The organism is Seonamhaeicola sp. S2-3, from assembly GCF_001971785.1.
Classification (GTDB): Bacteria; Bacteroidota; Bacteroidia; order Flavobacteriales; family Flavobacteriaceae; genus Seonamhaeicola.
Genome location: NZ_CP019389.1, coordinates 2,547,358 through 2,560,967 on the forward strand (window position 1 = coordinate 2,547,358; position 13,610 = coordinate 2,560,967).

At 32.5% G+C, this 13,610-nt stretch carries 9 protein-coding genes; all 9 read right to left on the minus strand.

The genetic code is table 11. From position 1 onward, the window contains the following. Positions 1 to 26: 26 nt before the first annotated feature. Positions 27 to 3,764 (minus strand): phosphoribosylformylglycinamidine synthase, encoded by a 3,738-nt coding sequence (purL, locus tag BWZ22_RS11045; RefSeq protein ID WP_076700020.1) that lies wholly within the window; start codon positions 3,762 to 3,764, stop codon positions 27 to 29. A gap of 113 nt (positions 3,765 to 3,877) precedes the next feature. Then, positions 3,878 to 4,738, minus strand: coding sequence for a fructosamine kinase family protein (locus tag BWZ22_RS11050; RefSeq protein ID WP_076700021.1), 861 nt, complete (start codon positions 4,736 to 4,738; stop codon positions 3,878 to 3,880). Positions 4,739 to 4,808: 70 nt separating this feature from the next. Continuing rightward, a complete protein-coding gene (locus BWZ22_RS11055; RefSeq protein ID WP_076700023.1) occupies positions 4,809 to 6,629 on the minus strand; it encodes an endonuclease in 1,821 nt (606 codons plus the stop codon). 3 nt (positions 6,630 to 6,632) lie between these two features. Continuing rightward, entirely contained in the window at positions 6,633 to 7,844 is a 1,212-nt protein-coding gene (locus tag BWZ22_RS11060; protein ID WP_076700024.1) for an RsmB/NOP family class I SAM-dependent RNA methyltransferase, read from the minus strand. Between the two features lie 296 nt (positions 7,845 to 8,140). Then, on the minus strand, positions 8,141 to 8,584 hold the full coding sequence (locus BWZ22_RS11065; protein ID WP_076700026.1) for a hypothetical protein: 444 nt from the start codon (positions 8,582 to 8,584) through the stop codon (positions 8,141 to 8,143). A gap of 16 nt (positions 8,585 to 8,600) precedes the next feature. Further along, the gene (locus BWZ22_RS11070) at positions 8,601 to 9,092 is read right to left on the minus strand and encodes a hypothetical protein (RefSeq protein WP_076700027.1); all 492 of its coding nucleotides are present in this window, start codon (positions 9,090 to 9,092) and stop codon (positions 8,601 to 8,603) included. Between the two features lie 33 nt (positions 9,093 to 9,125). Continuing rightward, positions 9,126 to 9,668, minus strand: coding sequence for an RNA polymerase sigma factor (locus BWZ22_RS11075; RefSeq protein ID WP_076702456.1), 543 nt, complete (start codon positions 9,666 to 9,668; stop codon positions 9,126 to 9,128). Positions 9,669 to 9,961: 293 nt separating this feature from the next. Next, positions 9,962 to 11,821 (minus strand): ABC transporter ATP-binding protein, encoded by a 1,860-nt coding sequence (locus BWZ22_RS11080; RefSeq protein ID WP_076700029.1) that lies wholly within the window; start codon positions 11,819 to 11,821, stop codon positions 9,962 to 9,964. Further along, positions 11,821 to 13,551, minus strand: a complete 1,731-nt coding sequence (locus BWZ22_RS11085; protein ID WP_198027603.1) for a phospho-sugar mutase — start codon at positions 13,549 to 13,551, stop codon at positions 11,821 to 11,823. Before BWZ22_RS11085 ends, BWZ22_RS11080 begins: the two co-directional genes overlap by 1 nt. Between the last annotated feature and the right edge of the window lie 59 nt (positions 13,552 to 13,610).

Genomic DNA, 13,610 nt, shown 5'->3' on the forward strand with positions numbered 1-13,610 from the left:
TCTACTAATTTACTTAAAATAAATAACTATTTATTCTCAATCCACTTTCTAGCATTCACAAAAGCTTCTAGCCAAGGAGATACTTCGTCTTTACGTCCGTCTGGGTAATATGCCCAATTCCATTGGAAAGTAGAACGTTCAATATGTGGCATAGTAACTAAATGACGCCCTGTTTTGTCACACATCATGGCCGTATTAAAGTCTGAACCATTGGGGTTATGCGGATATTCAGCATACCCATATTTAGCTACTATATGATATTTATCTTCAGAATACGGTAAGCTAAATTTACCTTCTCCATGAGAAATCCAAACACCTAAGGTGCTACCAGCTAATGTAGATAGCATCACTGAGTTGTTTTCTTGAATTTTCACAGAAGTAAAAGAACTTTCGTGTTTTTGAGAGTCGTTATGATGCATTTTACCGTGAATTTCATGGTCTGGATTTATCTCTTCCAATTCCATAAATAACTGACAACCGTTACAAATTCCAACAGAAAGTGTATCTTCTCTTTTAAAGAAATTTTGAATGGCTTTGTTAGCCTTTTCATTATATTTTATGGCTCCTGCCCAACCTTTTGCAGAACCTAAAACATCTGAATTACTAAAGCCACCTACAGCACCTAAAAACTGAATGTCTTCAAGAGTTTCTCTGCCCGAAATTAAATCGGTCATATGTACATCTTTCACATCAAAGCCAGCTAAATACATTGCATTTGCCATTTCGCGTTCTGAGTTGCTTCCTTTTTCTCGTAAAATAGCGGCTTTTGGTCTTTTTTGTCCTGACTCAGGTAATTTTCCTGTAAAATGTTTAGGAAATTTATATTGAAGTGGCTGATTTTTATAATTATTAAAGCGTGCTTCAGCCAAATTGTTTGCGGTTTGTTTTTGATCTAATAAATAAGAGGTCTTGTACCATACATCTCTTAATCTAGAAATAGTCATAGTGAATACTTCGGAACCATTAATAACACTTAAAGTGTCGCTGTTGGTTACTTTTCCAATATTGTAAAATGAAATACCTGCGTTGTTTAATACTGTTTCAATAGACTTGTCTTTGGCTTGAATAACAATACCAGCATTTTCAGCAAATAATAATTTTAATGAATCTTTTTCATTTAAGGCGGTTACATCTAATTCTGCACCTAAATTATTATCTGCAAAACACATTTCTAATAACGTAGTAATTAAACCACCAGAAGCCACATCATGTCCTGCAACAATTTGTTCATTTCTAATTAAATCTTGAATGGTATTGAAAACCGTTTTAACATAGTTTGCAGATTTTACTGTAGGCGCTTCATTTCCAATTTTGTTTACAATTTGAGCAAACGAACTTCCTCCTAATTTAAACGCATCTTGTGAAATATTGATGTAATAAATGTTACCACCATTTTTCTTTAAAACGGGTTCTACAACTTTATTGATATCATTACAATTAGCACCAGCAGAAATAATCACGGTTCCTGGAGATATTACATCACCATCAGGGTATTTTTGTTTCATTGAAAGCGAATCCTTTCCGGTAGGAACGTTGATGCCTAAATCTATTGAAAATTCTGATACAGCTTCAACTGCTTCATATAAACGAGCATCTTCACCTTCATTTTTACAAGGCCACATCCAGTTGGCAGACAATGAAATGTTTTTTAATCCGTCTTTTAAAGGAGCCCAAATTATGTTGGTTAAGGCTTCGGTAATCGAGTTTCTACTACCGGCCACAGGGTCTATTAATGCAGAAACAGGAGAGTGCCCAATAGAAGTAGCAATGCCTTCTTTTCCTTTATAATCTAGTGCCATAACACCAACGTTATTTAAAGGAATTTGTAACGGACCAACACATTGTTGTTTCGCTACTTTTCCACCAACACAACGGTCTACTTTATTTGTTAACCAATCTTTACAAGCCACGGCTTCTAGTTGTAAAACTTGGTCTAAGTAAGTGTAAAATTCATCAGAATTATAACTAACATCGGCGTAGTTTCTCTCAACGGTTTTATCGGTCATAATCGTTTTAGGAGAGCTTCCAAACATATCTTCCATGGCTAAATCCATTGGTGTATTACCTTTGGTTTTAGATTGAAATGTAAACCTGTCATCACCTGTAACATCACCAACAGTGTACATTGGCGAACGTTCTCTGTCGGCTATTTTATGTAGTATATCAATATGCTTATCAGAAATAACCAATCCCATACGCTCTTGAGATTCATTACCAATAATCTCTTTATCAGAAAGGGTAGGGTCTCCAACAGGAAGCGCATCTAAATCAATTTTTCCACCAGTATCTTCAACTAATTCCGAAAGGCAATTTAAATGCCCTCCAGCACCATGGTCGTGAATAGAAACAATGTGGTTTTCTTCACTTTCAACCATGCCACGAACCGCGTTGGCAGCACGTTTTTGCATTTCGGGGTTTGAACGTTGTACCGCATTTAACTCAATACCAGAAGCAAACTCGCCAGTATCGGCACTAGAAACGGCGGCACCACCCATACCAATACGGTAATTTTCGCCACCTAGAATTACAATTTTATCACCTGTTTTTGGCGTGTCTTTTAAAGCTTGGTCTTTTTTGCCGTAACCAATACCTCCAGCAAGCATGATAACTTTGTCGAAACCTAGTTTTCTCAGGTTATTACGAGGCGCTTGCGACGAAGTAACCTCGTTGTTTGAAGAAGCAGATTGCTTCACTTCGTTCGCAATGACGTCATTATTCTCGTCATGCTCAAACGTTAAAACCGAGCCACAGATAAGTGGTTGCCCAAATTTATTTCCGAAGTCAGAAGCACCATTTGATGCTTTTATTAAAATATCCATTGGCGTTTGGTATAGCCAATTGCGTTCTGGGAAGGCTTTTTCCCAAGGGCGATTTTCTTCTAATCTAGAATAAGAGGTCATATACACCGCAGTTCCTGCTAAAGGAATAGAACCTTTTCCGCCGGCAAGTCTATCTCTAATTTCACCACCAGAACCTGTTGCAGCACCATTAAAAGGCTCTACAGTTGTTGGGAAATTGTGTGTTTCTGCTTTTAATGATATAACCGATTCGAATTCTTTAGTTGTATAAAAATCAGGAATGTCAGCTCGTTTGGGAGCAAACTGTTCTACCACAGGGCCTTTAATAAACGCTACATTATCTTTATAAGCCGAAACAATATCGTTTGGATTTGCTTCGGATGTTTTTTTAATTAGTTTGAATAATGAGGTTGGTTTTTCTTTGCCATCAATGATAAATGTTCCATTGAAAATTTTATGGCGACAATGTTCACTATTCACTTGTGAAAAACCAAATACTTCAGAATCTGTAAGCGGACGCCCAATTTTCTTTGAAACGCCTTCTAAATACGCCACTTCTTCATCGCTTAACGATAAGCCTTCCTGCTGGTTATAAGCCGCTATGTCTTCAATATTTAAAATGGGTTTGGGTTGAATGTTTATAGTGAATGATTCTTGATTTAATCCGTTAAATTTCTCTGAAATCATAGGATCGTAATCTTTAAAATCTTCTGAAACGGCATGGAATTCCTCAATTCTAATAATACCTTCAATCCCCATGTTTTGGGTAATTTCAACAGCATTGGTACTCCATGGTGTTATCATGGCAGCACGTGGACCAACAAAAAAAGCATCGATTGATGCTTGCTCTATTTTAGGCTGGTTGCCAAATAACCATGTTAATTTTGAAATGGTTTCAGTAGATAATTCTTCTGTAGTTTGAACAGCAAAAACTTTGCTATTTGTGTTTCCAAAGAAATGAATCATTGTAATTTATTTGTACGTTTAAAAGAAAGAGCAAAAATACATTTTTTTAAAGCAATTTGAAGCTTAATTATTTAGAAAACCTTTAGCGTTATTAACAACTATTTTAACATTGGTTAAAAGTGTTTTTTAAGAATGCTTTTTACAGAACCGTAATAACTACTGCCAAATAGATTTAAATGAACCAATAAATAGTAAAGTTGATAGATTTCAATTCTTTGATTTGTGTTTGAATTTGCAGGAAATATTTTAAAATACGCATTGTAAAAATCATTAGAAAAGCCACCAAAAAGTTTGGTCATGGCTATGTCAACTTCGTTATGTCCGTAATAAACGGCAGGATCTATTAAATATGGCGTTCCGTTAGAGGCAATAATATAATTACCACTCCATAAATCGCCATGTAAAAGTGATGGTTTAACGTCTGTAAAAAGTGGTTTTAAGATGTTTTTTAATTGATTAGTAGATGGGATTTCTGCTGGATTTAATAATTGTTTACTTTTTGCTAATTTAAGTTGAGGTTGCAGGCGTTCTTCAACATAAAAATTAGTCCAATTTTGATGCTTTTTGTTTGATTGCGGGAGGCTTCCTATAAAATTGTCATTTTTAAAACCAAAATGAGTAGCCGTTGATTTGTGAAGGTTAGCCAGTTGTGTTCCTAAAGTTTTTAAATCTTTACTTGTGGGTGTTTTGGTATCAATCCACGCCATTAATACAAACGATTTATTGTTAAAAGTTCCGTATTGATAAATTTTTGGGGTAGCAATAGTTTTGGTATTAGCAATGGCTTTAAGTCCATTGACTTCTTCTTTAAACATAGAAAGTTTATCAGAAGTATTGATTTTTATAAAGTAGTTTTGGCTTTTGGTTGTGATAACATAAGCTTCAGAAATATCGCCACCCGAAACTGGTTTTATAGTTTGTATTTTTTCTGAAATTTGGTCTTCAATATGTGTTTTGAAATCTTGACTTAGCATATTGTAAAAATAAAAAAGACCATTTTTAAAATGGTCTTTTTATAGAAATTATATAGAAAATATTGAACTTTTACTGTTTAATTAACTTTTTAGTGATACTTTGATTATTGTTTGATATTCTAACTAAATATATTCCTTTTTTTATATTAGATACATCTATAAAGTTATTATTAGAAATCACAGATTTGTCAATTATGAGTTTTCCAAGAATATCATAGATTTTAATATCTAAATCCTTGTTTGTTTCAAAATATAGTCTATTCCCTTTTATAGGATTAGGATGCATCTTAAGGCTGATTAACTCATTGGATTCTGTACTTAAAGAGGTGTAACAAGTCCAAGATAAGTCATCAAAAATTACACGGTTGCTGCTAACAGAATTACCATCTATAATAATCGAGACATCACCTGATACATTAATATTTGGTATGGTAATAGTTTGTTCAGTATCACTATACGCAATTGTGCCAACTATATTACCATTTACTTTAAGATTAAATGTACCACTGCTACCACTAAAAACTCTTAATGTAGTTACAGTTAGATTACCTATTCCTCCGCTAACAGTTGGTGTTGAAAGAGAACCGTTTCTAATGGTTATAGCTTCGCTACCATTTATAGATTGATCTGTTCTTGCATCGGTTGCAGACCAAGAACCACCATCATCTCCTGTCCAATTTCTAATTGAATAAGAGCTAGAACCAGTAGTGATATTAGCAAAAGATTCGGTAAGGCAATCTGTACCTCCACTAGAGCCATTGTTAGTAGTTGTTTCACAATCTTGATTGCTAAAATTAGATACATTATTAGCAGCATCTTTTGCTTTTATTGTAAAACAATAATTAGTATTTGAAGTTAGTCCTGTTATGGTAAAATAGGTGTTAGAGGTATTAAATGAATTTAAACCATCTATATAGATATCATATGAGGTAACACCAATATTGTCACTAGAAGCATTCCAACTTAAGTCTATGCTATTATCTGTTGGATTTGAAGCTACCAAATTAGTAGGAGCTGAAGGAGCCTCATTATCTGCCGCTGAGTTCCAAATCATTTCTGCAAATTCAGGATAATCTACAAAAGGATTGGCATTTCCCTGAAAGTTATAGGCAGCGTTATTTCTATCAATTTCAGCTTGTACCACGGGGTCATTTGCATGCCAATCTAGGAGGAGGTCTATGTACCAATCTTCATAGAATTGATTGCTTGTTCCATTAAGAGGATTGTTTGTGGTTTCAGGATCACTCCATCCCGAATCGTCCCAGTTATCTTCGTATCTAACGGCAAAATATAATAAAGCTCTTGCAATATCGCCTTTAAATTCATCTATAGGCTCAAAAACAGTTCCTGAATAACTTCCAAAAGTATTTGGGCCTACTTTTGAACCATTATTGGACGTCCACGTTGCGTTACTTACCTCACCAAAAGGATAGTTACTTCTTCTATTGTTTACATAACCATCGGTAGGAATTACATGATGCACATCTGCTATCATAGGAAGTTGTTCATCAAAAAAGCCTTGAGGGAATAAATGCTCTCTATTATAACAATCATTTTCAGAATTATAGGAACCACATTGTCTATCTCCATGAGTATAATTATAAGAGTCATTATTTGTAGCACTAGCGGTAGGGTTTTCAGAATAAAAATCTAGTACAGTTCCATCATTCTCATAATAATTATCTGTATGGGTTGTTAAATATGCTGTATATAAATTGTCATAGGCTGTACTAGCATTAGAATCCCATGTGTGTCCATTGGTAACAATGTTTTTTAATTCTGTTTTAAGCGCGTAACCAGATAAACCATCTGCACTATCATAGTAATTTGATGGTATTTGCGAAAAACTGAAAAAAGAAAGTAGTAAAGAAAAAAGGTAAAGGTGTTTCATAAATTATTTTTTTTCTAATAAAGCCATATAAAAGCCATCATAACCAGATTGGTGAGCTAGCACTTTTTTGTCTTTTACAAAGTTAAACTCTTTTCCTAAATCTGTGGTTAAAAAGGTGTTAACTTGTTTTTCGTTTTCAGAAGGCAAAACAGAGCAGGTAGCGTAAACCAGTTTTCCGCCAGGTTTAACCATTTTAGAATATTTTTGTAAAACCTCCTGCTGTACCCCTCTAATTCTATCAATAAATTCTGGTTCTAATTTCCATTTGGCATCGGGATTTCTTCTTAAAACGCCTAAGCCAGAACAAGGAGCATCTATTAAAACACGGTCTGCTTTATTGTAAAGTTTTTTAATGGGTTTAGTTGAGTCTAGAACTTTTAAATCTATGTTATGTACACCGTTACGTCTGGCTCTAATTTTTAATTTTTTGAGTTTACTTTCGTAAATATCCATGGCAATAATTTGTCCTTTATTTTCCATTAAAGAAGCTAAGTGCAAGGTTTTACCGCCAGCGCCAGCACAGGTGTCTACTACTTTCATACCGGGTTTTACATCAAGCATTTCAGCAACTAATTGCGATGAGGCATCTTGTACTTCAAAAAATCCCTTTTTAAAAGCATCGGTTACAAAAACATTAGCGCGTTCTTTTAACTTTAAAGCAGAAGGGTAGCCTTTAATAAATTCGGTTTCAATGTTTTGGTTAAACAATTCGTTTTGTAATTGTTCTTTAGTAGTTTTAAGCGTATTTACTCTTAAAATAACATTGGCTTGTTGATTTTGAGCAGCAATTTCTTTGGACCATTTTTCTTCACCTAACTCTTCAAAACCAATGGCATCCATCCAATCTGGGATAGATTCTCTAAAAACTCTTATTTTAGAAAGTTCATCAAAACGTCCTTTGATTTTTCTTGTTGGGGTGTTTTCAAAATATTTCCAATCGGGTAGTTTTATACCTTTCAGGGTTGCCCAAACGGCAAACATGCGCCAAAGATTATCTCTATCAAAAGGTTCTTTAACTTCAGCAATTTCAGCATATAATCGTTTCCAACGTACTATGTCATATGTGGTTTCTGCAACAAAAGCGCGGTCTCTGCTTCCCCAGCGTTTATCTCTTTTTAAAAGTTGTTGAATAACTTTATCGGCATAATTTCCTTCGTTAAAAATAGAAGTTAAACCATCAATAACTGCAAAGCATAAATTTCTGTGTAATCTCATTTTTTTTACCTAATCTGGGGCAAAGGTAAGGTTAATTAGTGTATTAATTTTAACTATTTTAGCGGTTTAAACTTGCTTTTTTTGGAAGAAGAAAAATTTATACAAGAATTAAAGGATGGTAAGAAATTTGCGTATAGTAAATTAATTGAGCTTTATGAGCAAAAGGTGTTTACTACTTGTATTTTATTTGTTCTAAATAATAAGGTGAACTTATTATATTAGATTGGGTATTAACATAACAGACCTTTTGATTATGTAAATATAAGTAATTACTTCTTAGACGACTTGCTTTTTATTTATTGTCTATGGTTGTTTTTGTGATATTTCCATCGTTCTAGCATTTTTCTTTTAAAATCTTCTTCAGCAACTCTAAGTTTAATTATTTTTTTTGCAGATAATATTGTTTTTAATTTTGCTGCGTATTCTTGTTTGTATTTATGTTCCTTTAATTCTATACTATTTATTTTTTTAAGAAATTCTAACGCTTTCTCTTCGGTTAAAGTTTCAATATTGCTTTTTAATTCTTTTCTTAAAGCTCTCATTTCTTGGTATTTAAGATTGGACATTTTTTTATTGTGGTCATTATAAACTGGCCAAAATTTTTGAGCTTCTTGTTCTGTTAAGTCTAATTGTTCTGTTATAAATGATACTTTAAGCGCATGTATTTTATTGCGGTCTTTTTGTGCGGTAACATTTAATGAAAATAAAAAGATTAAGATTGGGAGTATATACTTTTTCATTTTAATTCTTTTTCTGTTAATATAAATCTTCTAATTCTATATTGTCTAGAATGTAGTTTTCTACAGTTTCTTCTTCAAAATTAAACTCTAAAAAATTCTCTTCTGTTAATTCATCATCAGACAATAAAGAGGCTATTTCATAGGTTTCAATATTTTCGTTTAAAATATAATTTTCTACTGTTTCATTGTCTAAGTTATCAAAAGAAGGCTTGTTTTCAAAAATTGAAAGATTAAACAGCAATAAAATTGCAGCGGCAATACTAGATGCGTAAATAATATTTTTTCTGCTAAATAATTGAATTACTTTAGGAGCTTTTTCTTCTGATACTTTATCTAGAATGTTGTTTTCTAGGGCGTCAAAATAATTGTTTGGAGTATTAAAACCTGGCTTGGTTGCAAGTTCTTTTAATTTTAACCCACTCATAATATTATTTTCAAGTGAATTAAAATACCCTTCAGGAGTTTTAAAACCGTTTTCTTTTATATTATGTATTTTATTCTTTTTCATCTTATATGTAAGACTAATAAACTTTATAAAGGTTTAATCTTTAGTTAAATAGGTTTCAATTTTTTTTACTGCAATGTGATAAGATGCTTTTAAAGCGCCTTCGGAAGTTTCTAAAATCTCTGATATTTCCTTGTATTTTAAGTCTTGAAAATATTTCATATTAAAAACTAATTGCTGCTTTTCTGGTAGTGTGGCTATGGCTTCTTGCAATTTTAATTGAATCTCATCACCTTCAAAATAAGTATCTGATTTTAAATTATTTATTGCTAGTTGTTGAGCCTCCTCATTACTAATTTGTAATCTTTTAGCATTTTTATTAATAAATGTAATAGACTCGTTAGTTGCTATTCTGTACATCCAAGAGTATAACTTGCTATCTCCCTTAAAGTTATTAATATTTTTATAAACTTTAATAAAGGTGTTTTGTAATACATCGTCAGTATCATCATGAGACTTAACAATATTACGGATATGCCAATAAAGACGCTCTTTATACTGCGTTATTAACGCTCTAAAAGCTTGTTCTTTATGGGTGCTAGATTGTAGTTGTTTTAATAATTCTTCTTCGTTTTGCACAAACAAAATTTAAACTTTAGACTACTAAATATAGTAAAAGTTTAAGCTATAATTGTTTTAATTTTTCTTAAATTTTAAATAATTGATAATCAATTTATTGCACATAAAATAATCGATGAAATGCATTAAAAAACGACAAAATACATTTTTTTCTTGCGGTGTATTTCTATTTGTTATATGTTTGTATCAGAAACCTACTTGTGTTGATAGTCGTCCCCAAGTCTATCAATGAATAAAAAAAAGGATAGAAGCCCAAATCTCTATCCTTTTTTATTTTTATAATGTGTATTTACTTAATCTAAGCTTTGCATGTCAACTAGTTTTTTATAGGTACCATTTTTGGCAATTAGTTGGTTATGTTTTCCTTGTTCTACTATTTCACCTTTGTTTAAAACAACAATTTCATCGGCATTTTGAATAGTTGATAGGCGGTGTGCAATAACAATAGATGTTCTATTTTTCATCATGTTTTCTAGTGCTACCTGAACTAAGCGTTCACTTTCTGTGTCTAGGGCAGAAGTAGCCTCGTCTAAAACCATGATAGGAGGACTTTTAAGTACAGCTCGCGCAATGCTTAGTCTTTGTTTTTGACCTCCAGATAATTTGTTGCCAGAGTCGCCAATATTTGTTTCAATAGTATTTGGTAACTCTTTTACAAACTCCCAGGCGTTAGCTACTTTAAGAGCATTAATTATTTCTTCATCGGTAGCATCTTCTTTTCCTAATTTTAGGTTGTTTTTTATACTGTCGTTAAACAAAATAGCATCTTGTGTAACAATACCTAACTGTTTCCGTAATGAAGCCATAGTTAGGTTTTTAATGTCTTCGCCATCAATTAAAATGCTGCCTTTATTTACATCGTAAAACCTTGTTATTAAGTTTGCTAATGTAGATTTTCCGCTTCCCGATTGTCCTACTAATGCTACAGTTTTTCCTTTAGGAATAGTTAAAGAAAAATCTTTTAAAACATATTCATCATCGTATTTAAACGATATATTTTTAAACTCAATTTGAGAGTTAAAATCTGTTTTTGTTATGGCATTAGGTTTGTCTTTTAAAGGAGTATCTCCGTCAAGAATTTCTTGAATACGTTCTGCAGCAGATCCTCCTTTTTTAACATTAACTAACCCTCTTGAAAATGCTTTAGCTGGTGTAAGTATGTTATATGCTAAACCAATATAAACCAGAAATTTACTTCCTGTTAAAAAAGAGTCAGAATCGTCACTTAAAATAAGATTACCACCGTACCACAAAATGACTGCAATCATGCAAATACCCAAAAACTCGCTTGTTGGAGAAGCTAAACTTTGACGAATTAAAAGTTTATTAGAAAAATTATAAAATCGTTGAGTTGAGTCTTTAAATTTGTTGTTAAAAATTTTTTCAACATTAAATCCTTTAATGATTCTTAGGCCACCTAAGGTTTCTTCTAAAGTAGATAAGAAAAGACCTTGCTCTTTTTGAACACGATCTGATTTTCGTTTTAAACTTTTACCAATTTTTGAAATAGTAAATCCTACAATAGGGATAAAAATAAATACAAACAAAGTAAGTTTTGTACTTATAATTAGCATAGCTACTAAAGAGAAAATTATGGTTAAAGGTTCTCTAACAATAAGTTCAAGAACGGGTAGCATTGAATATTGTAGGTCATTAACATCGCCAGTTACACGAGACATAATATCGCCTTTTCTTTTTTCAGAAAAATATGATAAGGGTAAATCTAATATCTTTTTGTAAACAGTGTTTCTTATATCTCTTATGACACCATTTCTTAAAAACACCATAAAATAGTTGGCTAAATAACCAGAAATATTTTTGAGTAAAAAGGCTATTACAATTAAGAATATAACAAAAATTAATGCTTTAGATTTATCTCCTCCGGTAAAAACATGCATTTCGTAGGCTATTAAGTCTCCAAAAAAGTCTCCTATTTCCCATATACCTGTGTAAATAGGTTTTGTTGGATTAGAAATGATAGGTTCTCCGGTGCAAGGATCTATGTTTTTTTCGAAAATAACATCAAGCATAGGCTTTAGTGCTACAAACGAAAGGGTACCAAATAAAGCAAAAAACACATTAGAAATAATGTGTCCTATTGCAAAACGTTTATAAGGTTTGGCGTACCTTAATATATTAAAAAAGTTATTCATTAAATGAGATTCATGTCTTTAAGTATGGAATCAATTTTAGAGTCCAGTGCTTTTTCGGTTACTTCAAAATCAGAAACTGAATTTAGTTTGGTATTTGCACTAACATAAAATTTTATTTTTGGCTCTGTTCCACTAGGTCTAAGCGCTATTTTGCTTCCATCTTCTGTGTAATAAATTAATACGTTAGATTTTGGAATATCTATTGCTGTTTCTTCGCCAGTAATCATATTTTTAGCAATTGATAATTGATAGTCTTCAACTTTTACAACTTTAGATCCGTTAACTTGGGTTAAAGGATTTTTTCTAGCATCAATCATCATTTGTTTAATTTCCTGGGCACCTTCAATTCCTTTTTTAGTTAATGATACTAATTTTTCTTTGTAGAAACCATGTTCTACATAAAGTTTTATAAGTTCTTCATAGACAGAGCTTCCGTTGGCTTTTGCGTTGGCAGCAATTTCTATGGCTAAAAGGGTAGAGGTTACGGCATCTTTGTCTCTAACAAAATCGCCAACCATAAATCCAAAGCTTTCTTCGCCACCACCAATAAAGTTTAATTCTGGGTAATCTTTAATTAACTTAGCTATCCATTTAAAGCCTGTTAAAACTATTTTGCTTTCTACACCGTAGGCTTTCGCCATTTTGCTTAACATTGGGGTAGATACAATGGTTGATGCTATAAATTCTTTACCTGTAATTTTGCCTTCATTTTTCCATAATTTTAAAAGAATATCGGTCATCATAACCATGGTTTGATTACCGTTTAAAAGTACAAGTTCGTTTTTACGATTTCTAACCGCTACTCCCAATCTGTCGCAGTCTGGGTCTGTTCCAATAACAATGTCGGCATTAACTATATCGGCTAATTCTAAAGCCATTTTTAATGCTGCAGGTTCTTCTGGGTTTGGAGAAGCTACGGTAGGGAAATCGCCATTAGGTACTTCTTGCTCTTTTACAATATGAACATTTTTATAGCCAGCACGTTTTAAAGTTTCTGGAACTGCTGTAATAGAAGTTCCGTGAAGCGAGGTAAATACAATAGTTAAATTGTCTTTTGCTTCTTGAGATAAGCCTAAGCTTCCGTTTTTAACAGAGGCCTCTATAAATACGTTATCTATTGTGTCACTTACATAGTTAATTAAACTATCGTTAGCCTTAAATTTAATATCGGCATAATCTAATTTGTTAATAGTATCAATAACTGCGGCATCATGAGGAGGAACTAATTGTCCGCCATCTTGCCAATAAACTTTATAACCATTATATTCTGGTGGATTGTGAGAAGCTGTTAACACTATTCCACAATGGCAATTTAAATGTCTTACAGCAAATGATAACTCTGGGGTAGGACGTAAATCTTCAAATAAATACACTTCAATACCGTTAGCAGAAAAAACATCGGCAACAACTTTAGCTAATGTTTTACTGTTGTGTCTGCAATCATAAGCAATAACAGTTTTAAGTTTTTCACCAGGGAAAGATTCTTTTAAATAATTACTTAAACCTTGTGTGCTTTTTCCTAAGGTGTATTTGTTAATTCTGTTGGTGCCTACGCCCATTATACCACGCATACCACCTGTTCCAAATTCTAGGTCTTTATAAAAACTTTCTTGAATGTCTTTAGGGTTGTTGGCTATACTTTCTTTTATGATTTGTTGTGTGTCTTCATCAAAAGTTGGGGTTAACCAAGTGTTTATTCTGTCTAAAATTTTTGGCTCAATGTGAATCATAGCTTAGTTATAAAATTATAGTACAAAAGTAATTAAATAGATTGAAAATTATGTTTAAA

What these genes read in the sequence shown, in the direction of transcription:
- BWZ22_RS11060 (WP_076700024.1), bottom strand. Translation starts at nt 7,844, where the DNA reads ATGAGATTACACAGAAATTTATGCTTTGCAGTTATTGATGGTTTAACT.
- BWZ22_RS11065 (WP_076700026.1), bottom strand. Translation starts at nt 8,584, where the DNA reads ATGAAAAAGTATATACTCCCAATCTTAATCTTTTTATTTTCATTAAAT.
- BWZ22_RS11055 (WP_076700023.1), bottom strand. Translation starts at nt 6,629, where the DNA reads ATGAAACACCTTTACCTTTTTTCTTTACTACTTTCTTTTTTCAGTTTT.
- purL (WP_076700020.1), bottom strand. Translation starts at nt 3,764, where the DNA reads ATGATTCATTTCTTTGGAAACACAAATAGCAAAGTTTTTGCTGTTCAA.
- BWZ22_RS11050 (WP_076700021.1), bottom strand. Translation starts at nt 4,738, where the DNA reads ATGCTAAGTCAAGATTTCAAAACACATATTGAAGACCAAATTTCAGAA.
- BWZ22_RS11080 (WP_076700029.1), bottom strand. Translation starts at nt 11,821, where the DNA reads ATGAATAACTTTTTTAATATATTAAGGTACGCCAAACCTTATAAACGT.
- BWZ22_RS11070 (WP_076700027.1), bottom strand. Translation starts at nt 9,092, where the DNA reads ATGAAAAAGAATAAAATACATAATATAAAAGAAAACGGTTTTAAAACT.
- BWZ22_RS11085 (WP_198027603.1), bottom strand. Translation starts at nt 13,551, where the DNA reads ATGATTCACATTGAGCCAAAAATTTTAGACAGAATAAACACTTGGTTA.